The sequence below is a fragment of the Prosthecobacter sp. genome (assembly GCF_044222565.1).
Taxonomy (GTDB): Bacteria; Verrucomicrobiota; Verrucomicrobiia; order Verrucomicrobiales; family Verrucomicrobiaceae; genus Prosthecobacter.
In genome coordinates this window covers 184,862-209,467 of record NZ_JBGANA010000008.1, presented here as the reverse complement: position 1 = coordinate 209,467, position 24,606 = coordinate 184,862, and the positions used below count along the sequence as shown (strand labels likewise).

Below are 24,606 nucleotides of genomic sequence, written 5' to 3'. Positions count from 1 at the left end.
TTTGCGCACTCACTGATCGAAAATAATGCCGCCGTTGATGATGATCCGGTTGCCATTGGCCTGAGCGCCTTTTTTCATGCGCTGGTCGTGATTGTTCTTGATGCCCTCCCAGTACTGCATGGCATCCGGGAGGTCGCGCTCCTTGCAGAGCTTCCACTGCTCCGGCGTGAGGATGGCCTGCATGTCTTTTTCGGAAACGCCGGCGACGGGCACGAGGGCGTAGTAGTACTGCAAAAACCACTGCTGTGACATGTAGCGCTCGATGTCCGGAAGGTACTCATCGAGTATTTTCTGGATGGCGGTTTCGATTTTGGCGCACTGACCGGCGGAAAGCTTGCGGCGACGGTCAAGCTCCGAGACGCTCATGGCCGCCATGGCCTTGAGCCGGTAGCTGCTGTGTTCTGCGGCGACCTGCTCGAGTTTTTTCCGCTGAGATTCATTGAGGACGGATTGCAGGGCGGATTTCCACACGTCTGTGTTCTGCGGCCTGATGTCGTTGCGGCTGAGGCTGGCCCGTTCGGTTCCCGCGAGGGCCTGCATGACGTTTCTGGGGTTGGCGGTCATCACGCTCTGGCGCACGAAATTCTCGGTGAACTGGCGCCAGTAGGCGAGGCTGTGCTCCACGGCGCCCTTGGCTGCGGTGGTGAGCTTCTCCACCGCAGGCTCAGGAAGGGAAAGGAGGCGGGTGGCTTCCTCGACCTGAGGCATCATCTCCGCGAGCGTCCGTTTCCGTTCCGCCACATACATTTTGTAAAGGTGCTGGGAGATCGCGAGCTCCATGTCCGGCACCTCCTTGAAGGTGGCATTCGCATCCGGCATGGCGGAGCGTGATGTGCTGCCGCCGGGGGCGATGAGCTCGCTCCAGTGCTTCCACTGGGTGTCGTCCAGGATGGCGCGGACTTTGGACTCGCCCAATTTACCGGCGTTCTGGTAGAGCTGGATGACATTGTAGCTCCAGTACTGCTGACGCCGCTGCTCCATGAGAGGACGCATCATCTCCGCCAGCAGGGGTTCCAGCCTGGTGCGCTGGTCCTGGTTCATGCCGAGCATCTTGTCCATCTCCGTGAGACAGGCGCGGGCGAGCGCGAGGCAGCCGCGCTGCTCACGCTCCTTGTTTTCTGTGGCCATCCGGTTGCGCTCCTCCTCCGAGAGGATTTTTTTGACACCGTCGAGCCAGAAGGGAAGCCTTACGGCCATCTGCTCTTCATTGATGCCGAAGTAGACGTTGCCGCGGATGCGTTTGCGTTCGGTGGCGGAATAATTCTTTGCCTGCTGCAGCCAGCCTTTGCGCGCCAGCTTGAGAGATTCCTGAATGGCTTCCTTGGACAGTTTTTCGAGAGCCTGCTGCCGTTCCTTGTTCAAATTCAGCGCCATGACCATGCCGTCGATTTCCGTGGCGAGGGCCATCTCCATCTGCTGCTGCGCCTGCTGCTCGGAGGGCTTGATCATGTCCGCGACTTCGGCCTCCGCCCGGGTGCGCTCCTCAACGTCCGACTTGTGCCACTGGGAGATCATGGCTTCAGGAAGCACCTTTGCGGCGGCGACATCCCAGGCTTTGTCCCAAACCTCTCCACGAGGACGGTCAAAGCGGATGTAGAAGTAGCTGCGGCCCATGATGTTCTCCCGGGCTTCGGGCGGCAGGGTCCGCAGCATGCCGGTGGCGCGTTTTCTCTCCGAGCTGCTGATCTGATCCAGAAGATCCTCCGCGGCCTTGTTCAGTGCGGTGACCTGAGCCTCGGAGAGCGCGAGCTTCTTTTTCATCAGTTCAATGCGGGCGCGCAGGTCTTCATTCATGGGGCCGCGCGATTCACGGACCCAGCGTTCGAGATGGGTGGCGATGTCCTTGTCCACCTGCTGACGGACCTTGTCATCCGCCTCATGCCAGGTGGCGTAGCGGGCTTCTCCGAGAGTGGATTTCAAGGTGGAAAGCCAGGATTCAATTTCATCTGGCGGCGTCCAGTCTTCGACCGGCTCATTGGGACCCGCCACCTCGGGCTTCCACATGCCGATGTGCCGGATGGCCGCGGCGTCTGAGGTGCGGGTCAGATAGGTGCGCATCATCATCACGGCCAGCGGCTGCCACGCCTTCACGGACGTTTCCACCGCGGATTGGGAGGCAGTCTCGAGCGCCTTCTTCTCCTCGGGCGTCAGCTCGACGGTGGCGCCGATGTTTTTGACCACCTCCTCCATTCGTGTGGCGAGCTGCTTTTTCTTTTCCGGCACGCAGGACTGCACGAAGTCTGCCAGCACTTTTTCGACCGGTTCTGAAAGCGGCTTTTTCAGGTCGGCGCGCGAGGGAGTTTGCGCCTGTGTGATTCCAGAAACTGTCAGAACGGCTGACAGCAGCAGCAGCTTGATCATTTGCCCGCACCTCCGGCTTCCAGCTTGTTGAAGTAGGCGTCGAGGCCGCTCTTGAATTCTTCCGGCAGCTCACGGCCTGCCTTGCCCGTGGCCTGGCCCACGGGACGTGCGTTCACATTTGCGTCTGCATCAGAGCCGGGGCCAAGGTCGGCCAGTGCTGCATCGCCCGTGGCAGAACCGCCACTGCCGCCGCCGGGGCTGCCCCCGCCGCCGCCACCGCCTTTGCCCTGGCGTTTGGCCTGCAGCAGAAGCTCGATGGCTTCCGTCTCGGCGGCGATGGCCGGGGCACCGGTGTCTGGTTTGTCCAGAATGCCCGCTGCTTCATCCATGACCTGCATCACGGCATTTAGGAGCTTGAGCTCCTTGCCAAACTTTTCATTCCCCTGGGGCAGGCGCAGAATGTCATCGAATGCGCCGCGGGTGTTGGCCTGAATGCCAAACTGCTTTGAGGCCAGGACGGATGACTTCTTGAGATGCTCGCCTACTTTCAGGGCGGCCTTGGCGTTTTCCAGTTCGCGCGTTTCGTCCCGCAGCTTCATTTCATCGCGCAGGGACTTCATCACCTTGAGCACGATCTCCGGCGGCAGGCTGTCGGAGCTGCAGCTGCTGCAGGATTTGCACTCGCTGGCGGCCACCATCTCCTCCGCCCAGCGGTCAAGCGTATCCGCCCAATACTCCGCGCCGGCCATGCTGTTGCCGCTGAGATTCACCGCCGCCTGATCGCCCAGATAGGTCAGCATCTTCACGACCTGCGTCTCCTTCATCTGGCCGATGATGTTCTTGAAGTGCATGTCCGGCTTGCGCGCAAAGTAAGCCTCCAGGTCGCTCTGAATGACGCGCACGGTTTCGCTCTGCGTCTTTTCGTTCTCGGCGATCGCGGCTGCATCTTTGACCGGCTGGCGGTCCAGTCCGAAGGCGCTGAGCGTCTTGGTGTTGAGGTCCTTCGACACGACGAGCTGCTGGCGGGAGGCGGCCTTCAGGCGCTTCACAAACGTGCTGGCTTCCAGGCTGGCCAGGATGGCGCCAAGCTCGTCCGACACCCGCGCAAACTCGGCCAGCAGCAGCTGCTGCTCATCGAGAGCATCCTGCATTTTCTTCTGAGCCTGGGAGGCTGGCGGGTCCTGCGGCTTGTCCTCGGCTTTGTCATCCTTCTTCTTCCCGCCCGGCGCTGCCGCCATCTGCGTGGTGGGCAGCTTCATGGTGCTGGGCTTCGGCGGTGAAGGCTTGGCATTGGGATCAGCGGGCTGCGGCTCTGCCTTGCTCATGGAGCCTTCCTTGTCCGAGATGCTCGGCATGTTGTCCTTCTTCTGCTCCTCATCGGAGGCCTTGCCGCCCTGTGAAGCCTTCGGCAGATCAGGCCCGTTGGCGAGCTGCGGAGCGCTCGGCTTGCCCGCAGAGGACTTGCCCTCGCCCGGCTTGCCTTCCTTCGACTGCTGCTGCTGCGACTGATTGGATGGTGGTGTGCCCGCCGTGGCCTGACCGGCCTTGACGTTCTGGGCATTTGAGCTCTGCTTCAGCAGGTCCGCCACGCTGGGCATGCGTTTGGCCGAGATGTCCTGCAAGGACTTCAGCATCGTGGCCCAGGACTCAAGGCGCTTGGCATCAAACTCATCATTCCGCGTGGCCTGCTCCACCAGGCTGCGCCCGCTCTGGTTCAGCATGCCGAGGCGCGAGGCATTCGCGTTCTCCGCGCTGGCCTGCTGGGCGATCTTCCGCCGGTTTTCCGGGCGGTCCAGCTCCGCCGGATTCAGTGCGCGAAGCTCCTTGTTCGTGGCGTGCAGCTGCTGCTCGCGCTCGTAGCTTTCGCGCGCGGCCTCGAGCCATTTGCCAAACTGCTCGGTCAGCCACAGTGCGTGGTCTGTTTTATTCAGCACATGCAGCACGAAAGCGGTGGAGTAAGAGCGCTTGCGGCTGGGCAGGTAATCCTCCGCCCAGGCACGGATTTCGAGCGTCTGCGGTGCCACGCCATCACGGCTGGCGCAGAAGGTGGCCTTGGAAGACAGCGTCTTTTTTTCCGGCTCTCCGGCAGCAGCGATCTTGTCTCCCCTGGTCTTGTCATCATTCACGCTGTGCCATTCCAAGCCCGTGCGCTGAATGCCAAAGTCGTCCTGCACATCGAGGTCAAACACGACGACTTCAGAATCGAGCACCACCTGCTCCTGCGTCTCGCGGCGTGCGGCCAGGCGGGGGGCTTCATCGGCAATGGCGTTGATCTTTAATACCAGCGGCTCCCGTGGGGTGAGACCATCCTGGTCCTTCCACATCACACGTTTTTCGGCATCTGCGGACACTTCATGGAAAGGCGTCGTCACCTTGGCGCCGGCAACTTTCTCCGCCTCGCCATCGACTTCGGCGGAAGCCAGGTCCCGCGAAGCGGTCGCCTCCAGCGATGCCCTGGCACCCTTCAGCACACTGACCGAACCACCGCGCACTTCGATCACCGGTTCCGTTTTGTATTTCAGATAATCTGGCAGCCGTGTGCGCACAGAGAGCGCCGTCAGTTCCGGCCGCGTGCGTGGCAGCACGCTCACCGTCTTGCGGATGTCTCCGAGAGACAGCGACAGCGACGCATCCTCTTTCTGCGGCGGAAAAGCCAGAGGATAAGCCCCTTCCGTGAGACCGCTCACCACCACAGGCTGATCACTGATCTGCGCCTGTGCGGCGGAGGGCGACCACCGCGTGTCCTTGTTCAGCTGCACCTTCAGGTCAAACGGCTCCGCATACGGCACCACGAGCCTCCTGGGCAGGGTTTCGATCTTTGCAAAGGTGAAGCGCTCCACATCACGCCACGGCGTGGCCCAGCGCGCCATGGCATTCCATGCGGCATCTGGCACCAAGGTCAGAGCGGCCACGGCGAGCATGGCCGCCACACCGGCGGCCCAGCCCCACTGGAAATGTTTTGCCTGCGGAACGGCGTGGGAAAAATCCTTGTCCTTCACCGCCTCCGCCGCCTGATCCATGGCCGCCTGCACCAGCCGCTCGCTGCGACCTGCGGAACCGGCTTCCACATGCGCGAGTTCCACGATGCCGAGCAATTGATCGCCGAGGCGGGGAAAGGTGCGCTTCAGCAAACGGGCCGCATCTTCCAGACTGCGCTGGCGCCACACCCAGCGGTGCCACTTGAGAGGCAGCCCAAGTCCGAGCACCGCAGCTCCCGCGATCAGCAGACCGGCGCGCAGCCATGCCGGCGTCTCCATCACGCGATCCAGCGCAAACACCAGAATGTAGGACAACACGATGCCGAACGCCGCAGCCAGCAGACCCTCGGTGAGTTTGACGATCCAGACGCGCTTGCGAAAATCCGCGAGCTTTGTTTCGAGGATGACCGGCAGTTCGGTTTTCATAATTGGGAAATGTTATCCTGAAGAAACGTCGCTGACGAGCTTTTGATTGGGTAATTAGAGCGCCCCGGGCTTAAGTTTCCCCGCATTTTCTTAAGGCGTCAGGGCTTGAATGGATTTAACACGACGACACCACCGTAGTCCTGGCCAGGGTTCATGTCTTCACTGACAACTTCAGCACAGCCAGAATGTCGTGCCGTGGCGATGATCAGCGAATCCCAGTAACTGAGCTGGTGCCGCTGGTGCACCATGACAGCCTCTCGCACCAGTGGTGGGGTAATTGAGTGAACTTCGAGTCCTGCTTCGAGAGTTGAAATGATCTTCTGAGCATCGCTGCCATCCATGAGTTTTTTCCTGATGACGACGGTGTGGAAAAACTCACCAAAAACCTGGGTGGATATGGCTCCGTCTCCCCGCGCCACTGCGTCCGTCAATGTCTGCTGGGCCTTGGCCTGCTTGACGACGTCCGAGCTGTCGTAGGCGTAAACAACCACATTGGTGTCGATAAAGCGGCTAGCGCTCATAAAGTTCGTCGCGCGAAGAATAACCTTTGCCACCGAGCGGGCGGCTCATGCTCTGAAAGCTGCTGCGGAGTTCTTCCACGGCGCGGCTGCGGCTGACCCCTGTTTCGTTGGAATGGCTTTCATCGGTTAGGCTGACCAGAAAGCCGCCGATCAACTCATCCACCGAGGTGTTTTGAAGTTTCGCGATCTGTGCCGCTTTGATCAAAGCACTCTCGTCTTTCAAGGTCACAGTGAACGTTGTCATAGGCTGAAGATACGGAAAATCATGAGGAGGGTCAATCATCAGAACGCCCCGGCCGCCTTTCGCCCCACCCAGAAAACGCCCAGCAGCAGTACCAGCAGCCCCGCCCAGGCGGGGTGGGACCAGATCTGCAGCCTGCGCTCTTGAACAGCAGGCTCCGGAATGGCCGCGATCGCCGCGACGATGGCCGCGGGGTCGTTTGCATCCAGCATCTTCCCCTTGGTAAACTGGGAAATCTCCCGCAGCACATCCAGCCGCGCCGGCTGGCCGCGCTTTTCACGGCTGGTGCCTTGGATGGAGATCTTCGTTTCCAAGCTCGACCCCGCCTCCGCGCAGCTCAGCTGCACGATGTGCTCCCCCGGCTCCACCGGACTGAAGACCCCATTGAACAATCCCCAAGCCTCTTCTCCGGCGGGCATGAGGCGCACGCTGCTGACCTTGCCGCTCGGCGCCGCGATCTGCGCGATCACCGCGCCTTCACGCAACGGCTCGCCCGTGGCGCTCATCACGTTCGCATTGAGCGTGAGCACCTCACCCGTGCGCGGGCGGTCAGGCGAGTAAAAGAGGCGCATCTTGTCGCCGCTGCTCATATTGCGCTGGTAGGCCATCCAGCGCACCACCTGGCCCCAGAAGCGGTAGTGGTATTTGTCCTCCACGCCTTTGCGCCAGCGCCACGCGCCATCCGTTCCCATGAAGAGAATCTTGCCCGCGCCGTAAGTTTTGGTGACGATGAGCGGCACACGGCCAAACTGGTTTGACTCCGTGCCGTGAGTCGCCAGCACCTCGGTGCCGGCCTTAGCGCGAAGGGCTGGGGCGTACCACTGGAAGCCGGGCAGATTTCCCCACACGCGGGCGCTGGCTTCGTCGCTGTCTTCGAGCTTGGTCAGCAGGCTGTGAGTGCCGGCCTCTGTGAGTGCAAATTTGCCCGGCGAGGAGGATCCCCAGCCACGAGGCTGCGCGGCATCCCACACGACGGGCAGCAGCTCCGCCAAAGGCGTCTCCTGCAGGGTGGCCTGGAAACCATGGAAGCCCGGCATGAACACAAGGCCGCAGGCCTGATCACGCACCACCTTTTGCAGCGCGATGCATTGCTCTGACTTCAGCTGGCTTTTCTCCAGGCCCACATCGCCGAGGAACACGACATCATACTTCGTCAGCTCCTCATCTTTCGGGAAGGTTTTCAAATAGCCCTGCCCATTTCCCACTTTGCCCAGGCCTGGGTGGAGCAGCAGGCAGTTCACGTCCACCCCTGGATCACGCTCCAGCGCATTGCGCAGGTAGCGATATTCCCAGCGCGGGAAGGATTCGATCACGAGCACGCGGAGCTGCTCCTTGCGGATGGAGAGCGGGGCCTCCTGCGAGTTGTTTTCAGGGTAGCGCTCGGCCGGTGCCTTGGGGATGGTGAGGGTGAGCTTTACCTCGCCTGGCTTCTCCGGCTTCCACGCGATGGCGTCCTGATACCGGCCCATCGCCGGCAGTGTGACTTCCTTGGTGACGATCTCGCCGCTGGAGGATTTCATTTCCAGCATCACCACCTCATCGCGCGGCAGCGAGCTGTCGATGGTGAAGGGAATGCGCAGCGGCTTTCCAGCGACTGCAAAAGTGGGCACGTCGAAGCTGCTCAGCTCCACATCCGGCAGCCGCGTCTCCGCGCCCGTGGGCACCGCAAACACCGGCACCTCGCGCATGCGCAGCCTCGTGGTGGCCTGCGATGGCGCAGCACCCGTGTTCCAGTCCCCATCACTGATCAGCACCACGGCCTTCAAGTTCGGCTGCTTCTCCAGCAACCCTGCCAGCGCCGCATGGATGTCCGTGCCTTCCGTGGGCGGCGTCTGCGCGGATGAGAAAGGTTCGATCACCACGTCCATGCGCTGCTTCAGCGGCCCCCACAGCTTCGCGTCCAGCAAAGGCCTGGCGATCTCTTTGCGCGATTTGGGCTCCGCATTCGGCTGTGTTTTGTCGATGACATCCTTCGTGCTCATGCTCCCGGACACATCGTGCAGCACCGCCAGCGTCGGCTTCGTCTCAGGCTTGAATGTCTCCAGCCACTCGGGCTGCAGCAAAGTGATCGCGATGCCGATGGCAATAAGCACACGCAGCAGCTCCAGCCACCCCATGACCGCGCGGTAGCCGCTGCGCCGCCACGCCATGATCGCGAGCCCCGCGATCGCCACGACAAACGCCACCCCAACGCCGAACGCGACCGGAGTAGGATTGAAGACGAGCTGTGATGTGGTGGGTGTCATTTGAATAAGCCAATTCCTCCAGCGCTTGTCGTCGTCCTCGTCCTCGTCCTCCTACTCGAACTCGTCCTCGACCGATCAAACTTACATGGGCGCGAGGAATGTTCGAGCCGCCTCCAACTTCTCGCTGGCGAAGTTTGGAAGCAGCTCGTCAATCCCACACCCATCGCACCCGATAAAATCGAGGACGAGTTCGAGTAGGAGGACGAGTAGGAAAAGAAAGTCATCGCGCAGGAGCGGGTTGAGTTTCACGTTTGCCCGGCATGCACAGCAGCGCCTCGCCCAGAAGCGCGAGAGCCATCAGGAAAAGGAACGTCCGCCAGATTTCGCTCGCGAGGCTGGAGTTGTTTTCCACCTGGTCTTCAATCACGTGGTAATCCAGTCCAGCAAACAGCTCCGACAGCGCCGATTTGCCCAGCGTTTCGGGATGATCTTCAGTCAGCGGCCGGTTCAGCGCGATGAGCCTGTCGCCATTTTCCACCACACCCGCGCGCAGCGGCTGCTCGGAGCTCAGCACGGTGGCGCCGCGCCGTTTCCAGGCGCTCAGGTCCCCCGCCCCCAGCGCGGTTGCGCCAGCCTCACGCTGCTGCGCCTTGCCCAGGCTGCGGGCGCCATCCTGCAGCGCACGGTGCAGCATCACAAACATCACCACACCATCACGAGCAAGGCTGGAGGAACCGGAACCGGGCAGCGTGCCGAGGAACCACGCATTGCCGTCGCCGGGAATATCGGCACGCATGAGAACGGGAGTGTTTCCGGTCAGCCGGGCAAGAGGCGTGCCTTCGCCGAGGATCTCGCAGCGGCGGCTCACTTCGAGATCGCCCACCGGCAATGCGGTGCCGCTGCGGGTGTTCGCGAGCAGGCCGGTGTCATTGCGCCACCACTCAACGGTGGAGGGTTTGGCATCGCTGCTCCACGCGCCCCAATGCAGGCCACCGAAGGTCTCGGTGCCGGCGGACTCAGTGGGCAGGAAAAGGATGCTGCGGCCTGCGCTCAAGTGATTTGCCAGCTGCTTGGAGACCAGATCATCCGCCTTCGGCAGCGCCGCATGCCAGACGATCAGGGCCACATCATCCCAGGCGATCTCGGCGGCGCGTGCCGGTGGCAGCACCTTGGCGGCGTATTTGCGCGCAGGATCTGCGGCGGCCTCCAGAGCAGCCAGCATCGGGCCGGCCTCCGTTTCGTCATCGCTCACGATCACCGACTGCAGCACGGCGGGTTCGTCAAAGACGAAATGGAACACATTGTCAGCAGGCGAGGCATCGGCGGGAAGCTCCACACGTCCGGTGCCTCGTTTGGTGGCTTTGTCGATCGGGATGGAATGGCCTTGCAGCACGAGCTGGGAATCCTTCATCTCAAGCTTGAGCGTGGTGCTCACCTCATTGATCACAAAGCGCACGGGCAGCTCCACAGGATCGTGCGTGGCCGCATCGCGGGTGATGCGCAGATCCAGCAGCAGCTCGGCTTTGCCCGCGGTTTCATGTCGCGTGGCATGCTCCACGGACACGGAAAGATTTTGTGCAAGTGGCTGCGCATAGCTCAGCAGGTGAAAGCGCAGTCCCTTGAGGGTGGCGAAGGCGCTGCGCAGCGACTGCCACCGCCCGCTCCCCGCATCCCAGTCGCTCTGACGCAGATCGCTCAGCACCCACACATCCGTGCGGCCCGTTTGATTGGTGGTGATGTAATCGAGCGCCCCTTGCAGCAGCGCCGGCACATCCGCCGCCGTGTCCGTGGGTCCGGTCAGCGGCAGATCAATGAGCGACTCCGGCTTCTCCAAAAGCTGCGGTTGCAGGTGCCCGTTTTCAATCAGCACCAGTTTCGAGCGTACGCCCACCGTATCGCGCAGCGCCTGTGCGAGTTTGGCGATGCCCGCCGCACGCTTGCTCGTGCCTGTCGCCAGGTTCTGCTGCTCCATGCTGGCGGAGCGATCCAGCAGGATGACCACCGTGTCGGGCACCCCGCCAGTGAGTCCGAGCAAGCCGCCCGCCATGGGCCGCGTGATGACAAACAGAATCCCCGCCACGGCCAGCACGCGAAAAGCCAGGATCAAAATCTGCCGCAGGCGCGAGAGCCCCTTGTTCATGCGCTGCGCCATCTGCAGAAACATCATGGCCGCCCACTTCACCTGACGCCGGCGGTAGAGGTGGATCAAATGAATGACCACCGGCAGCAGCGCGAGCGGCAGGGCGTAAAGAAGTGCTGGAGCGAGGAAAGTCATGGCGTGTGCTGAGCTCGAAGAGCCTCGGTCTTAGCGTTGAATTGACGACGTGCTTTCCATTGAAGGAGTCCGGATGCCAGGAACCCAAGGCTCATCAGCAGCTGAAACCAAAAAGAGGCCTGATCAGGCGCCAAAGGCACACCCAGCAGCCCGCTCACTCCCGCCAGCAGTGCGAGCGCCATGGCGAGGTTGGCGGCTTTTCTCGGCAAGGGCATGCTCGTCATAGCCTGTCCTCCATTTCGAAGATCTTAAATTCACAGGCTGCATCCCTGTCGGCTTCTTTGCGGCGGTTCTTTTCCTGCCAAAAAATCAAAACAAGAAAAACGACTGCCAGAGCGCAGTTCACCGTCGGCCATGTGGCACCCTTTTGATGCGCCTGCCATTTGAGAAAGCCTTCGGCAGCATTCGCCAGTTGCATGAAGAACAGGATGGCCGAGGTCCCGCTATAGTTGGTCTTCCGTCTCCGCCAAATCAGAAAGGTGCAGCCGATCATGCCAGTCATGAGGATGGTGCCGCTGGTGGTCCACCCGACATGATCAGGATTTTGCCAGCCCATGTACATCTGCCATGCGCCCAGTACAAAAAACACGAACAGCACGAGCACGAGCTCGAGAATCTTGAGCGGTGCCGACGAATGAAATAAGGCTGGCAGCAGCTTCCGCATCATCCCCGTCCCCCTTTCCTTTTGATTCGGGCCAGAGCGGGCGCCCGCTTTTCTTGAAATGCCACGCGACAATGCAAAAAGATCAAACGCATCACCAGTGCCAGCAGCACGATTTGCAGAGCATAGACAGAAGCTTGAGCGAGGAAGGTCATGGGTGGAGTGGCACGAAGGGGTGTCAGCGGAGTCCAGGAGGGACTTCGATGTTTTTGGGCGGTTGTCCTATTGCCTCGGGCTGATGGGAAACATGCTCCTTAAATCCCAGTGCTTGGCACAGACGGGTGAGCTTCACGAAGTCATTGTGGTGCACCTGCTCATTCTTGGGGCAGCACTGTACGGTGATGCAGTGAAAACAGACCTCGATGGCCGCGACGGGTGTGTCCTTGGCGTAAAAGACAAAGACATGATGGGGGTCATAGCAAAAGGCCAGGCTCACGGGTTTGGCGGCATCAAAGGTGGCAGCAAGAAGCTCCTTCGCCTGCTTGTCATCGAGCGTGACCTCCTGCGTTTTCACCTTGCTCAATCTGGCAACCGTCGAGGCAGTGACAGCCTCTGCCACAAAGGTGCTGTGGTTCGGGTTCTCAAAGTGATAACCGATCACTTTGTCATAAGCGGCGTGCGGCCAGGGTGTGTCCGCTGCCGCAGTTTTTGATGAGGTCTGGCCTGATGCCGGGAGATGCACAGCCACCAGTGCAGACAAGAGAAACAGCGCGCGCTTCATCCGCGCCCCCCTTTCTTTTGGATTCGGGCGAAGGCTGGCACTCGCTTTTCTTGAAATGCCACGCGGCAGTGCGGACAGATCAAACGCATGGCCACGCCAAGCAGCACGAGCGGCAGAGCGAAAAGTAGAGTTATGACAATGGAGGTCATAGTCCGCGTTGGTCAGCAAAGTGTTTGTCCTCGCAGGACGCTTTTTCGATCGCAAATTCGCGAGTCATGCCGGGGGCTTGCCATATGAGATAGCCAAAATAGAATAGCAAAAGCAGGAAGCCTGAATCAAGCGGCCAGCAGCGTTCCAAACTGTCGCTGGCTATTTGCTCGCAAATCATGATTGCAGCGGCGGGTGTGAAAGCTGCGAACATGAATTCGCCCGAGTTTTCGCACACATGTCTTCGTGCGTGCCGGAGCCATGTGAACCAGGCAAGGCAAAGCAGCGAAACAACGGCTCCACCAAGACTTGGACCAATATGAATGCCGTCTGGCTTTAAAGAGGCTCGAAACAAATAGGCGGTGAGCGCTGTTAGAAAAAGCAGTCTCACAAAGTCCCCGGGCCGCATGAAGCTGTAGTGCGGCCTGCGTGATGTCTGAGAATTGATGAGGGCGTTGCTCATCCCCGCCCCCCTTTCTTTTCAATGCGCGCCAGCAGAAACTTCGCGAGCACGTCGTCATACTTCTCGTGCAGCTTCACGCGGTGGTAGTCCATGCCGGTGGTGCGCACGAGGTCGTCGATCTCGTGGATGTACTGCCGCACGGCCTCACGGTAGTTGCGCGCGATGAGGCTGGGGTCGGCGAGAATGGCCTCACCGCCTTCCATGTCGATGAAGCGCGCGGGACGATCGAAGTCGAAGTCCAGCTCCTGCTGATCCAGCAGGTGAAACATGGCGATGTCGTGTTTGCGAAAGCGCAGATGCTGGATGGCTGACTTCAATTCCACAGGCGGCACAAACAGGTCGGAGAAGACCACCACGAGAGCACGCTGGCGGATCTTTTCCGCCGCATCGTGCAGCGCGGTGAGCAGGGTGGTGCCGCCGACCGGTTGAATGCCTGACATTTGATCGAGCACGAGCCCGAGATGGGAGGCGCCCCGTTTGGCAGGGATCTCGACGGGCTTTTCGGCGAGGCTCCAGAGGCCCACGGCATCACCCTGCTGCGCGGCGATATAGCCCAGCGTGCCTGCGAGCTTGCGCGCATACTCAAAGCGCGTGGCACCCGCAGGGCCGTAGTTCATGCTGCCGCTGGTATCGATGAGGAGGCAGAGGCGGAGATTGGTGTCCGCCTCGAACTCCTTGATGTAAAAGCGATCGCTGCGACCCCACGTTCGCCAGTCGAGCCGGCGAGTGTCGTCGCCGGGGACGTATTTGCGGTACTGCGCGAATTCCAGCGAAGAGCCGCGCACGGGGCTGCGGTGCTTGCCCGAGACGCCGCCGAGCATGGCTTGACGCGCATTGAGAGGCAGTGCCATCAAGCGCGACAGGACCGCGGGGTCTAGAAAGGAGCGAGAATTCTCAGCCATGTTCGCGTCCCTCCCATTTCGTCCTCGTCCTCGTCCTCGATCCTTGAGCCCTCGCCACGCCCGATGCGTCATCAAATCGATCCACCAGCTTCGTCAGCATGCTCACGATCCGCACCAGCATCGCTTTTCCTTCCTCGATTCGCTTCGACCCACACGCTCGTTTGGCCACAAGTGCATCTAAACATGCGGCGCACTCAGTCGTCGAACCTCTGGCATCGTCAAAAAATCGGGCGCGAAGCTGACTGACACGCTTGCCATTGCCTTCAGCGGTATTGAGAAGCTGCGAAAGACTGCCGCGGTCGAGTTGGTCGAGCACCTCGGAAAGTCGGGCGGTTTTCTTCTCGCGCAGTTCGTCAAATAGATCTGTCAGCCACGAGATGAACTCGAGTTCGAGCCGGTAAACATCCAGCTTTTCGTGATCAAAGAGTGAGTAAGGCATAACAGGCGCGATTGGATCGAGGACGAGTTCGAGTAGGAGGACGAGGACGATTCGAAAATGCCCATCACCCCGCCTTCGCCAGCTCATCCACCAGCCTCTTCGCCACATCCCGGCTGCTGATCCCATCGCTCTCCGCCGTGAACGTCGTCATCACCCGGTGTCTCAGCACCGGCTCCGCCACCTCCATGATGTCCTCCAGCCGCACCATGTAGCTGCCGTACAAAGCGGCGCGCGCCTTGGCACCGAGGATCAAATACTGCACGGCACGCGGCCCGGCGCCCCAGCTGACGAGGGGTTTGAGCCATGGCGGGGCTTCGCTGCTGGCGGGGCGAGTTTTGCGGACGAGATCGACGGCGAACTCGTAGATATGATCCGGCACCGGTACGCGACGGACGAGATCCTGAAACGCCAGAACTTTGGGACCGTGCAGAATGTGCTCAAGCTTCGGCAGGCTCATGCCGGTGGTGCTGCGGGCGATGGCGATTTCTTCCGCACGGCTGGGGTAATCGACCCCGATCATGAACATGAAGCGGTCGAGCTGGGCTTCGGGCAGAGGGTAGGTGCCTTCCTGCTCGATGGGATTCTGCGTGGCGAGCACAAAGAACGGGGAATCCAGCGTGTAGGTGCGGCCGGCCACCGTTACCTTGTGCTCCTGCATGGCCTCGAGCATGGCCGCCTGGGTCTTGGCGGGGGCGCGGTTGATTTCATCGGCCAGCACGATGTTGGCAAACACCGGCCCTTTGGCGAATTCAAATGCACGTTTTCCACCCGGCAGCTCCTGCAAAATGTCTGTGCCGGTGATGTCCATGGGCATCAGGTCCGGCGTGAACTGAATGCGGCTGAAGCTGAGGGACATGGTTTCGGCAAGCCGTGAAATGAGAAGCGTTTTGGCCAGGCCGGGCACCCCCATGAGCAGGGCATGGCCACGGGCGAAGAGGCAGATCGCCAGCTGCTCGACGACCTTGTCCTGGCCGACGATGATTTTCTTCAGCTCTGCTCCGAGCTGGACGTAAACTTTGCGAAGCTCATCAATGGCGGCGACGTCGTCTTGCGGAAGCGGAGAGTTGGACATGGTGATTTTTTAGGAATGCTGCCACATCGCACCAGAAAAGAGGAGTTCTGACAAGCGCGGTGTATGTAAATAAACAGGTACACTGTCAACGCCGCCGAATCTTGGATTTGCTTATCCAATCAGCGTTTGAACGTGATGGGTAACGGCGCTGGCGAGGCCTTGGATGTTGTAGCCACCCTCCAAAACGGAGACGAGCCGGCTCCCGCAGTGAGTTTTGGCGGCTTCAAGCAGGAGCCTGGTGAGCGCCACAAAGTCCTCATCGGTAAGCCGAAACTGCCCCAGGGGATCGTCAATACGGGAGTCAAAGCCGGCGGAGATGAGGATCAAATCGGGCTTGAAGGAGTCGATGGCGGGCAGCACGCGGTCGGTGAAAGCGGCGCCGAGGGTGCTCATGCCGGTGCGGGCCGGGAGGGGGAGATTCAGCGTGCAGCCTTTGCCCCTGCCACTGCCCGTCTCATTGGCATGACCGGTGAAAGGGTAGAGCGGGCTTTGATGGGTGCTGCAAAACAGCACGCTGCCGTCTTCATAGAAGATGTCCTGGGTGCCGTTGCCGTGATGCACATCCCAGTCCACGATGGCGACCTTCTGCGCGCCATGCTTCTGCTGCGCATGGCGTGCGGCGATGGCGATGTTGTTAAAGAGGCAGAAGCCCATGCCTTGGGCGGGGCGCGCGTGATGACCGGGCGGACGCACGGCGCAAAAAGCGTTGGACGCTCTGCCGGTGAAGACGGCATCCACCGCGTTCAAAACACCACCCACGGCCTGAATCGCGACATCATAAGATTTGTCGCAGACTGCGGTGTCTCCGGTGCTGAGGTTGTCGAGGCCGGATTCGACATCGTTTCTGGCGGTGGCGATGTAACCGCGATCATGACAGAGGGCGAGTTCTTCGAGGGTGGCCGAGCGCGGCGCGATGGCCTGGGTTTTGCCGACGAGGCCGGAAGTTGTCAGCGCCTGCGTGATCGCGACGTGGCGTTTGATGCTCTCAGGATGGCCCGGACCGGGGTCGTGCTGCTGGTAAATAGGATCGAGAAGCAGTGCCGTTGTCATGAGTTTGCAATGGTTGACGGTTGTTTACGAGTGCCGACAGTGGTTTGGCCCAACCAGCGTCAACTGGCATGACTTTTTGAGGTGGTTTGCCAACGAATTGAGAAGTCATGGCAATAAATCAAACAATTCAGACAGCGTGTCCTTTCTGCGGAAAGAAAAATATGGCTTCAATGGGGCAATCAATAGTTTCACTACGCCTTCGCTGGTATCGAACCACTGCATGCACTTCCTGCGGAAATATTGAGGAGGACGATTCTGGGTTTCCTGAGCCCAAATATCGCGAGCAATTTCTTGAGGTCGGTGGAACTTGGCGGTTGGTTATTGATCCCAAATTCAAGGTCCCGTTTTTGAAAGTGATCAGGAACTGCCTTGGGCTTTCGTTGGCTGAGGCCGCGGCGATCCGATTCCCGCACGCTTTTATGGGAACAAAGAAGGAAGTTGAGTGGCTCGTGTTGCTTTCGGCAGCAGCCGGAGTCGATGCCAAAGTCGAGCAAATGAAGTAATAAGCCTGAAGCCGCGAAGCTTTCGAGGCGCTCCCCTCTCATCGCTTCCCAAAAAACTCCGCGAGCTTCTGCAAGTCCCTGCCCTCCGCCGGTTTCATGGCGCTGGTGATCGCTTCCTCCTGAATGGCCACGAGCTCTTTGATGCCTTTGCGACCGTATTCCAGCATCGAGTGCAGCTGAGCTTCAGTGAAGGTGGCCTCTTCACCGCTGCCCTGGATTTCGACGAACTCGCCGTCCTCCGTGAGGACGATGTTGCTGTCCACATCCGCCGCAGCGTCTTCCTTGTAGCAAAGGTCGAGGAGGGTCTCGCCATTCACGATGCCAACGCTCACAGCGGCGATCTTCTTTTTGAGCGGCTGGCGGGTGATCTTGCCCTTCTCCAGCAGCCGGTTAAAGGCGACAGCGACAGCGATGCACGCACCGGTGATCGCGGCGGTGCGGGTGCCGCCATCGGCCTGGAGGACGTCACAATCCACGCAGAGGGTGCGGGGGCCGAGTTTTTCGAGATCAACGACGGCACGCAGGCTGCGGCCGATGAGGCGCTGAATTTCCGTGCTGCGGCCGTCCGGCTTGCCGCGTGAGCTTTCCCGGTCTTTGCGCTCCAGCGTGGAATAAGGGAGCATGGAGTACTCGGCGGTGAGCCAGCCGCCTTTGACGTTCTGCACCTTCATCCAGCGCGGGACCTCCTCATTGATGCAGGCGGTGCAGATCACGCGGGTGCTGCCAAAGGCGATGAGGACGGAGCCCGCTGCATGCGGTGCTACGTCCAGGACATATTCGATTTTGCGGAGTTGGTCGGATGTGCGGCCGTCGGTTCGGGTCATGCGATTGATTAGCATGAAGCAGGGATGCGCCAAAGCCTTTTATAAGACTGCGAGAATGCGTTTGAACAAACGCCGAACACCCTGCGTCGAACCGGTTAACAATAATTGGCATTCGATATGCTAGAGGTAGATGACAGTTCAAACTTAATCTCCATGACGCGCTTTCCCCGCCCTGGCTGCTGGTTCCGTTTCACCCCAACGGATTGGAATTTTATCCGCGACACCCTGGCGCTGACCGAGCGCGGCAAAGAGGGCTTCACGGCGATGATGGAGGATCCGGATGCAGTGCCGATCATCCTCGACAACGACAAGCTCTTTGACGCCGCGATCATCTCGCGCAAAGCCGCGATGCTCTCTCCGGAGCTCTTCTTCTTCCTCGTGGTGCGCCATTCGCTTAAGGAGTTCGGCATCAAGGAGCTGGCGGTTGCCGACTACATGGCCGTCGTCTGCGCGGACTTCGGCTGCTCGCCGACGAAAGGACCGAACGACATCAATCACAGCATCGACAGCCTTTACAGCGTGGACTATCTGGAGGCCATCGAGAACGCGAGCCGCCACCACAAGTTCTTCCTGCACGTGCAGTGCGCAAACCAGTTCCTGGTGCTGACCTGCCTGTATCCGGACTTTCTGCATCGTCGTGCCGCGCGCCGCGGAGCACCGGATGTGGACTACTACGAGCAGGTGGTGGTGAGCCATCTCGACGCCGCCCGCAAGCACGTCCTCGCCGATGAATTTGCCATGGAGGAGACGTTTGAAAAAGTGGCGGAATGCTTCCCGCCCGCACGAAGGGCGATGAATCATACGGTGCGCGAGTACCTCAGCCTGGGGCAGTGACGCCGATCAGCCGGGTTTTTTGCCACGCTGCTCCGCCAGTCTGGTGCGCAGCCTGGCCAGTTCCTCTTCGAGATCCTCGATCTTCTTTTCCAAAGAGGCGCAGTATTTCGCGGGGTCGCGCTGCTGGAGGCGTTCGATGAGATTGAAGAGCAGGACCACCCGCCACACCCGCGCCCAGAGGCCGCGGAGGCGGTAGGCGCGGAGCAGCCTGCCTGCGCGCAGCATGCGGGTGAAGCGGAAAATGCTCAGCACGCGGAGGAAGGCCACGAGCGGCAGGAGAATGATGACCAGGTTGACCCAGTTTTTAAGGCAGTAGGCCAGTTTGCTGGGAGCCGCGGCCACCATCCAAAGGAACTCCATCGTAAACCCAATCCAGATCACGCATGTGGTCAGATGCGTGGCCAGGGCCATGCGCGGATGATTTTCCAAAGTTTCGCCGCCGGTAAGCTCCGCCCCGAGCACGGGCAGCACGAGGAGCGTGAGGACGACCATGGGCAGCGCGAGTTTTTGCTCCAGCTGTTCGGAGATTTCCTCTCCGGCAGGCCTCCAGCCCATGCCCGGCAGCCAGAGCCAGCCGCGTGGCTGGCTGGTGGCGATGATCATGCGCAGGGGTGGCAGCAAGGAAGTGAGCAGGAGGCGCCTGAGGCGCTCCGCCAGGGCATCCTGAGTCACGAACAGGCCGGAGAGTCCTTCGATGATGACGACGGCCCACAGGCCGATGATCAAGGCAAGAAACGCCTTGTGCGCGAGGAACCACTCACGAAAAGCATCGCCGCTTTCACCATGGGGCAGCACCAGGCCGACGACAGAGAGAAAGGCGGTCGCAACCACAAGCATGAGGGCATGGCGGACGGTTCCGCCTTGAGGAGTCGGGCCGGAAATGCTCGGAGAGCTCGTCATGCGGGAAAGATCGGAAAGGTCTCAATTGCCACCCAGCGCATAACCCACGCCACGCACGGTGCGGATGAGTTTTTTCTCGCGGTCCTTGTCGATCTTGGAGCGCAGGCGCTGGATGTAAACCTCCACGAGGTTGGTCTCGGGGTCCATGTTGTAGCCCCAGACGTGCTCATAGATCTGCATGCGGCCAAACACACGGCCGGGGCTGCGCATGAGGTGCTCCAGCAGTTCAAATTCCCGCGTGCTGAGCTCGATGTCCTCGCCGCCGCGGCTGACTTTGCGCTCAAGCAAATTGATGCAGAGATCATCGACCCGCAAAAGATGGCTGGAGTCTCCAGATTTGCGGCGGACCACGGTGTGGAGGCGGGCGGCCAGCTCCTCCACAAAAAACGGCTTCGTCATGTAGTCGTCCGCGCCGAGGTTCAGGCCCTCGATTTTTTCAGGAAGCGTGGAGCGGGCGGTCAGCAGGATCACCGGCACATTGTTGCGCTTTTCACGCAGGCCGCGCAGGATGCTGAGGCCGTCGCGGCCGGGAACCATGATGTCGAGCACCAGGGCGTCGTAGGGCACGGTGGTGGCCATCTCCCAGGCTTCGTCGCCATCATCGATGGCATCCACCTGGATGCCCTGCTCCTCCAGCCCCTTTTTGGCAAAGGAGAGCAGTTTGGCCTGGTCTTCGACGAGGAGAATACGCATGCGGCGGGATGATGCGGCGAGATGGGGGATTGTCCACTGGCAGGTAAGGAAATGAGGAAAGGGGGTAAAGCCGGACGGCGGAGGAAAGGCGAAGTCAGGATGGCAAATTCTCCCGCTCCGGTTAATCATTTGTCATGACGACTCTGCTGGCACTTCTGCATTTTTTCTCGTCCGCGCCTTCGGTGGAGGCGCTGCCGATGGAGGGCATTCAGGCTGCGGCGGCCTATTCCGCGGCGCATGGCGGGCATGCGTTTCTGGTGAAGCAGAACGGCAAGATCCTGCACGAGTCCTACGCGAATGGACATACGAAATACGAGCCGCACCGCATCTACAGCGGCACGAAGGCCTTCTGGGGCCTGACGGCTTTCGCGGCGGAGAAGGACGGGCTGTTTTCAATGGACGAGCGCGTGGCGGACACCATCACCGAATGGCAGGGAGACAAACGCAAGAGCCAGATCACCGTGCGGCAGCTGCTGGACTTCAGCCACGGGCTGGAGCCGATGTTCAGCCTGCATGACAACTCGTTCAAAGACCGCACGGCCGCGGCCCTGAAAGCCGGCGCGGTCGCCTCGCCCGGCCGGTCCTTCATCTACGGTCCCGCCGCCTTGCAGGTGTTTCACGAACTGCTCGCGCGCAAATTGAAACAGAAGCAGACGCCCACGCACTATCTGGAGCGCAAGGTGCTCGGCCCGCTGGGACTCGGCTCGCAGCGCTACCTTCCCGACCAGCATGGGGCGCCACTGCTGGCCGCCGGCTTCATGCAAACGGCACGCCAGTGGTCGGAGCTGGGCACATGGATGCTGAAGCGCGAAGATGTGCTGATGAAGCTGCAGGGCAGCAGCGCCAATGCGGCCTTTGCTTTTGGCTTCTGGAACAACCGCGCGGCTGCAAGCAAGTCCGCCCGTGAAATGGATGCGGAGGCAACGCTGGACAAAAAATGGCAGCAGCAGTCCTGGCGCAACGCCTGCCTCTGCCGGTCCGCTCCCGCCGACCTGATCGCCTGCATCGGCTCCTACGGCCAGCGCCTCTACATCGTGCCTTCGATGAAGCTCGTCATCGTACGGCTGGCCAAAGATTCAAAGCCGAATGATGCGCAGATGCTGAGGCTGTTGTTTTCAAAGGGCTGAGTCCGCCTTTTGAAATTCATCGCGACCGGCACCGGCGATGATCGCTGCACCTCGCCGGCATCGGGCAAGCCAGCGCCTTATTGTAGTACCGGCTTCAGCCGGAATCAGGCTCCGGAAACCCACGCCACCACCACCTATCTCCTCCTCGACTCACGGCGGCACAGGCAGCGCTTTTGGCGGCACCGCCGGCTGAAGAACAGGTGCAGTCGGCGCAGCCGGCACCACAGCCGCGCCCGGTGTCGCAACGGGCTTCTCCTCGACCACCGGAATCGCCTTGCGCACCATGCTTTTAGCCACGCCATAGATCAGCGTGCTTTGCTTGGGCCGCCATTGATAGCCGATGCCAAAGGGAATGGGCGCCACGTCGTTGGTGCGGTAGTATTCGGCCAAGTCCGCCTGGTAGTGCTGCTTGAAAAGCGGGATGGGACCCGGATACCAGCCGTAGGCTTTCACGTCCCAGAAGTCGCGCGGGAAGTCCTTCCACATGATGCCGGAGTCGTCCTGCGTCATGGTGTGGCAGTGGTGCAGAAGGTAGTCGCGAATGGTGTGAAATTCGCTGAGGTGCATGAGGTAGGAGGCCGACTTGGTGAAGCCGTTCATCGTGCCAAGGCCGTCGCAGAAACGCAGGAAGGACGGGTCTTGCTTGAGCGCCCAGCTGGCGATGTTGGTGGAGAAATAGTAGAGGGTCTGCACCCTGCCTTTTGTGCCGAGAAAGGTGATCCGAGCGCCCGCAGTTTTCGTCTGCTTGTCAGTCACGACTTTCCCTTCAGCATCCAGCCAGATGTTTTCCACCTTTTGAATGTAGCAGCCGCAGCGGGCGAGGAAGACGTACAGCACGGGAAGTGTCCCGGTGAGCTTGGTAGCCTGCAGATCCTTCTTCATGTCCGCCGTGATGAAAAAGCTGAAGCTCAGCGAGGCATTGAGCGTGTTGCGCAGGTTGCGCAGGGAGGAGCCCAGCTCGCCCTCGCTCAGTTTGGTCACATCCGGCGGCAGGCCCACGGGCTCCACCGCGGCCAGCACGTAGGTGGAGGCATTGGGGAAAAAGGTGTGCGCGTGCAGGAAATCGGGGCCGCTGAAGACGTAGAGCAGTGGCGCGGTGTCGCTAACGGCCTCGGGCAGGCCCAGCGGCGCCCACTGGCGGATGGGGCCCAGCTGACGCTCCTCCGCATCCGCCCAGGTGGCGTCGAGGTCCTTGGCATGCGAGTTGAAATCCGTGCGCCTGGCCAGACCCGCCAGCGGAGAGCCCTCCTGCGAGAGGCCGGCGAGGAAACGCGCCTGGTCATTGGCGGTGGGTGCGAGCGAAAGCGAAGGTGAGGGCACCGAGGCCGGGACTGGGACTGGCGTCTGCGCCAGAGCGCCGTGAGCCAGGAAAAGGAACATCAAAACGAGGGAGTGTTTCATGTAGTGCGTGGAGTACGCGGTGAGATGAAATAAACGATCCAGCCCAGCAAAATTAGCGCCATGCCGGCCAGCGTTTCATCCGGGTTCTTTTTGGCGACGAAGACCATCATCCACAGGCTGATGGCCAGAAAGAGGATGGGAGTGACAGGATAACCCCAGCAGCGGTAGGGACGCGGGAGGTCGGGCTGGCGGATGCGCAGCACGATCAAACCGATGACAGTGGCAAAGGACCCGAGCTGGATGCTGAACTGCACGCAGGTGAGCACTGTTTTGAAGCTGGCCGTCAGCAGCAGCGTGACCACAATGGAAAGCTGCACAAACAATCCGGTGACCGGCACGCCGCGGTCATCGCACACCGCCAGCGGGGAGAGGATGCGCAGGTCCTGGCCCATCGTCCGCATCACACGCGGCCCCACCCAGGTCATGGCGCTGATGCTGGAGACGAGCCCCAGGCAGATGAGGCCGGACATGATCCTGCCGCCCGTCTCGCCGAAGATGTGCACCGCCGCCACGTGGCCCACGTCCACCTTGCCATCCAGCTCATTCATCGGCGCCACGTGGAGGAAGACCGCATTGAGCGCGATGTACAGCCCCGCCACCAGGAGCGTGCCGAAGGCGATGGCGAGAGGGACATTTTTCTGCGGATTGCGGATGTCTCCGACGATGTAGGTGGCGGCATTCCAGCCGGCGTAGGCATACATGACAAACACCAGGCTCACGGCAAAAGGAGTGCTGCCCAGGAGGCTCACATCGCCGGGCTGAGGCAGGAAATGGACGGGCTGCGGCCTGCCAAACCAGAAGCCGGTGCCGATGAAAACGACGATGAGCGCCACTTTGAGCCAGGTGGCGGTGTTTTGAAACCGCGCTGCCGCGTTGACACCTGCCACGTGGATCAAGGTGACGATCCACACCATCACCAAGGACCAGGTGGTGGCGGGAGCATTGGGAAAGATGCCGGAGAAGTATTCCCCAAAGGCCATGGCCGCCAGGGCGATGGGCGCCGCAAAGCCCACGGTGATCGAGAGCCAGCCGGAAAGAAAGCCCACCGCAGGATGAAAAATTTCCGAGAGGAAATTGTACTCGCCACCGGAACGCGGCAGCGCCGCCGCCAGTTCTCCATAGCACACAGCGCCGCAGAAAGCGCAGACGCCGCCGACGACCCAGAGCATGAGGAGGACAAAGCCCGAGGGAAGCGACCCGACCTGGAAACCGAGGGAAGTGAAGACGCCGGTGCCGATCATGTTTGCCACCACGACCGCCGTAGCTGTGATCAAGGAAATGCCCTGCGTGCGAGTGGTGCTCATGGGGCCGATGGCTAAGCGCGGGGCGGGGAGGCGTCAACTCTGCTTCCAAAGGAGACCTTGCAGTTCACGAAAAAACGCATTCCTTTTCCCCATGAAAACGAGTTCCTCCAAATTATTCAGGGGGCTGATGTTCATCGCCGCCCTGGCCGTGCCTGCCACCACGTGGTGGTACAGCGTGCACTACTACAACGCGCACAAGCAGCCGGAAGAAACCGTGGCCTCCGCCCCGGTGCCGGCTCCGGAGCAAAAGCGGAAGGAGCAGCGGGATGTGCTGCTCTCCAAAGTCAAGGAAGGCAGCACCATCGAAGCGATGACCGAGCTCCGCAAAGTCTGGACCGGCCCAACCGACCCCGACAGCGTCTGGCGCGGCCAGATGCGAGAGGCGAACGAAACCCTGATGCAGCATGACCTCCCTGCACTCAACGCCAGCCACAGCCCCAGACCTCCTTCGACCCGCCGTTTGCGGTTCCGTTAAAGCCGATGCGGGCGCCGCCGCACCGGGATTGTCCTGCATACCTGTTTTTAACAGGTCGTGGTATAAAAAAAAAGCAGGCGCGACCCCCATGAAAAGATCGCGCCTGCGTTGATCAAAGCTGCCTGAGATCTTCCCCGCCGCCTGTGGATGGCTGACGTTTCA

At 60.8% G+C, this 24,606-nt stretch carries 25 protein-coding genes; 5 read left to right on the top strand and 20 right to left on the bottom strand.

Translation table 11 applies throughout. The features are described from left to right. Window positions 1-9 precede the first annotated feature (9 nt). The 5 genes from ACILSR_RS14035 to ACILSR_RS14015 all read right to left on the bottom strand — a co-directional run bounded on the left by ACILSR_RS14035 (window position 10) and on the right by ACILSR_RS14015 (window position 8,713). Complete coding sequence (locus ACILSR_RS14035; protein ID WP_395750409.1) at window positions 10-2,361, bottom strand: hypothetical protein; 2,352 nt, start codon at window positions 2,359-2,361, stop codon at window positions 10-12. Beyond that, window positions 2,358-5,705, bottom strand: a complete 3,348-nt coding sequence (locus ACILSR_RS14030) for a hypothetical protein (protein ID WP_395750408.1) — start codon at window positions 5,703-5,705, stop codon at window positions 2,358-2,360. Before ACILSR_RS14030 ends, ACILSR_RS14035 begins: the two co-directional genes overlap by 4 nt. Before the next feature lie 98 nt (window positions 5,706-5,803). Continuing rightward, window positions 5,804-6,226: a PIN domain-containing protein gene (locus tag ACILSR_RS14025; protein WP_395750407.1), complete on the bottom strand. Its 423-nt coding sequence runs from the start codon at window positions 6,224-6,226 to the stop codon at window positions 5,804-5,806. Continuing rightward, entirely contained in the window at window positions 6,216-6,470 is a 255-nt protein-coding gene (locus tag ACILSR_RS14020; RefSeq protein ID WP_395750406.1) for a hypothetical protein, read from the bottom strand. Before ACILSR_RS14020 ends, ACILSR_RS14025 begins: the two co-directional genes overlap by 11 nt. A gap of 38 nt (window positions 6,471-6,508) precedes the next feature. Next, a complete protein-coding gene (locus ACILSR_RS14015; protein WP_395750405.1) occupies window positions 6,509-8,713 on the bottom strand; it encodes a hypothetical protein in 2,205 nt (734 codons plus the stop codon). On the opposite strand from ACILSR_RS14015, the gene ACILSR_RS14010 reads away from it, so the two are divergent. Next, a complete protein-coding gene (locus ACILSR_RS14010) occupies window positions 8,714-8,911 on the top strand; it encodes a hypothetical protein (protein ID WP_395750404.1) in 198 nt (65 codons plus the stop codon). It abuts the gene before it with no gap. Between the two features lie 22 nt (window positions 8,912-8,933). Here ACILSR_RS14010 and ACILSR_RS14005 read toward each other — a convergent pair whose 3' ends face one another. The 10 genes from ACILSR_RS14005 to ACILSR_RS13960 all read right to left on the bottom strand — a co-directional run bounded on the left by ACILSR_RS14005 (window position 8,934) and on the right by ACILSR_RS13960 (window position 16,383). Further along, window positions 8,934-10,928, bottom strand: a complete 1,995-nt coding sequence (locus ACILSR_RS14005) for a BatA domain-containing protein (RefSeq protein WP_395750403.1) — start codon at window positions 10,926-10,928, stop codon at window positions 8,934-8,936. Continuing rightward, window positions 10,925-11,110 carry a hypothetical protein gene (locus ACILSR_RS14000; RefSeq protein WP_395750402.1) on the bottom strand — a complete coding sequence of 62 codons (186 nt, stop codon included), beginning with the start codon at window positions 11,108-11,110 and terminating at the stop codon, window positions 10,925-10,927. Before ACILSR_RS14000 ends, ACILSR_RS14005 begins: the two co-directional genes overlap by 4 nt. A gap of 38 nt (window positions 11,111-11,148) precedes the next feature. Further along, window positions 11,149-11,595 (bottom strand): hypothetical protein, encoded by a 447-nt coding sequence (locus ACILSR_RS13995; RefSeq protein WP_395750401.1) that lies wholly within the window; start codon window positions 11,593-11,595, stop codon window positions 11,149-11,151. Next, window positions 11,592-11,744 carry a hypothetical protein gene (locus ACILSR_RS13990; RefSeq protein WP_395750400.1) on the bottom strand — a complete coding sequence of 51 codons (153 nt, stop codon included), beginning with the start codon at window positions 11,742-11,744 and terminating at the stop codon, window positions 11,592-11,594. The genes ACILSR_RS13995 and ACILSR_RS13990 overlap by 4 nt, the downstream gene beginning before the upstream one ends. Before the next feature lie 23 nt (window positions 11,745-11,767). Continuing rightward, window positions 11,768-12,310: a hypothetical protein gene (locus ACILSR_RS13985; RefSeq protein ID WP_395750399.1), complete on the bottom strand. Its 543-nt coding sequence runs from the start codon at window positions 12,308-12,310 to the stop codon at window positions 11,768-11,770. A gap of 145 nt (window positions 12,311-12,455) precedes the next feature. Beyond that, window positions 12,456-12,920: a hypothetical protein gene (locus ACILSR_RS13980; RefSeq protein WP_395750398.1), complete on the bottom strand. Its 465-nt coding sequence runs from the start codon at window positions 12,918-12,920 to the stop codon at window positions 12,456-12,458. Next, window positions 12,917-13,771, bottom strand: a complete 855-nt coding sequence (locus ACILSR_RS13975; protein WP_395750397.1) for a DUF58 domain-containing protein — start codon at window positions 13,769-13,771, stop codon at window positions 12,917-12,919. The genes ACILSR_RS13980 and ACILSR_RS13975 overlap by 4 nt, the downstream gene beginning before the upstream one ends. A 43-nt stretch (window positions 13,772-13,814) precedes the next feature. Continuing rightward, the gene (locus ACILSR_RS13970; RefSeq protein ID WP_395750396.1) at window positions 13,815-14,261 is read right to left on the bottom strand and encodes a four helix bundle protein; all 447 of its coding nucleotides are present in this window, start codon (window positions 14,259-14,261) and stop codon (window positions 13,815-13,817) included. A 64-nt stretch (window positions 14,262-14,325) separates the two neighbouring features. Next, complete coding sequence (locus ACILSR_RS13965; RefSeq protein WP_395750395.1) at window positions 14,326-15,333, bottom strand: AAA family ATPase; 1,008 nt, start codon at window positions 15,331-15,333, stop codon at window positions 14,326-14,328. A gap of 111 nt (window positions 15,334-15,444) precedes the next feature. Next, window positions 15,445-16,383, bottom strand: a complete 939-nt coding sequence (locus ACILSR_RS13960; protein WP_395750394.1) for a histone deacetylase — start codon at window positions 16,381-16,383, stop codon at window positions 15,445-15,447. Between the two features lie 107 nt (window positions 16,384-16,490). On the opposite strand from ACILSR_RS13960, the gene ACILSR_RS13955 reads away from it, so the two are divergent. Further along, on the top strand, window positions 16,491-16,886 hold the full coding sequence (locus ACILSR_RS13955) for a hypothetical protein (RefSeq protein WP_395750393.1): 396 nt from the start codon (window positions 16,491-16,493) through the stop codon (window positions 16,884-16,886). Window positions 16,887-16,924: 38 nt separating this feature from the next. On the opposite strand, the gene rph is transcribed toward ACILSR_RS13955, so the two are convergent. Further along, complete coding sequence (rph, locus tag ACILSR_RS13950; protein WP_395750392.1) at window positions 16,925-17,710, bottom strand: ribonuclease PH; 786 nt, start codon at window positions 17,708-17,710, stop codon at window positions 16,925-16,927. Window positions 17,711-17,863: 153 nt separating this feature from the next. On the opposite strand from rph, the gene ACILSR_RS13945 reads away from it, so the two are divergent. After that, window positions 17,864-18,544: a hypothetical protein gene (locus ACILSR_RS13945; protein WP_395750391.1), complete on the top strand. Its 681-nt coding sequence runs from the start codon at window positions 17,864-17,866 to the stop codon at window positions 18,542-18,544. A 6-nt stretch (window positions 18,545-18,550) separates the two neighbouring features. Here ACILSR_RS13945 and ACILSR_RS13940 read toward each other — a convergent pair whose 3' ends face one another. Both ACILSR_RS13940 and ACILSR_RS13935 read right to left on the bottom strand, forming a co-directional pair. Next, window positions 18,551-19,444, bottom strand: coding sequence for a hypothetical protein (locus ACILSR_RS13940; RefSeq protein WP_395750390.1), 894 nt, complete (start codon window positions 19,442-19,444; stop codon window positions 18,551-18,553). Between the two features lie 21 nt (window positions 19,445-19,465). Continuing rightward, on the bottom strand, window positions 19,466-20,137 hold the full coding sequence (locus ACILSR_RS13935) for a response regulator transcription factor (protein WP_395750389.1): 672 nt from the start codon (window positions 20,135-20,137) through the stop codon (window positions 19,466-19,468). A gap of 134 nt (window positions 20,138-20,271) precedes the next feature. Between ACILSR_RS13935 and ACILSR_RS13930 the strand changes: the two genes are divergently transcribed. Further along, window positions 20,272-21,264, top strand: a complete 993-nt coding sequence (locus ACILSR_RS13930) for a serine hydrolase (RefSeq protein ID WP_395750388.1) — start codon at window positions 20,272-20,274, stop codon at window positions 21,262-21,264. Between the two features lie 150 nt (window positions 21,265-21,414). On the opposite strand, the gene ACILSR_RS13925 is transcribed toward ACILSR_RS13930, so the two are convergent. After that, window positions 21,415-22,665 carry a hypothetical protein gene (locus ACILSR_RS13925; protein WP_395750387.1) on the bottom strand — a complete coding sequence of 417 codons (1,251 nt, stop codon included), beginning with the start codon at window positions 22,663-22,665 and terminating at the stop codon, window positions 21,415-21,417. Further along, window positions 22,662-23,969 carry an APC family permease gene (locus tag ACILSR_RS13920; protein ID WP_395750386.1) on the bottom strand — a complete coding sequence of 436 codons (1,308 nt, stop codon included), beginning with the start codon at window positions 23,967-23,969 and terminating at the stop codon, window positions 22,662-22,664. Before ACILSR_RS13920 ends, ACILSR_RS13925 begins: the two co-directional genes overlap by 4 nt. A gap of 91 nt (window positions 23,970-24,060) precedes the next feature. Here ACILSR_RS13920 and ACILSR_RS13915 point away from each other — a divergent pair, with 91 nt between their 5' ends. Next, the gene (locus tag ACILSR_RS13915) at window positions 24,061-24,444 is read left to right on the top strand and encodes a hypothetical protein (RefSeq protein WP_395750385.1); all 384 of its coding nucleotides are present in this window, start codon (window positions 24,061-24,063) and stop codon (window positions 24,442-24,444) included. Window positions 24,445-24,606 lie beyond the last annotated feature (162 nt).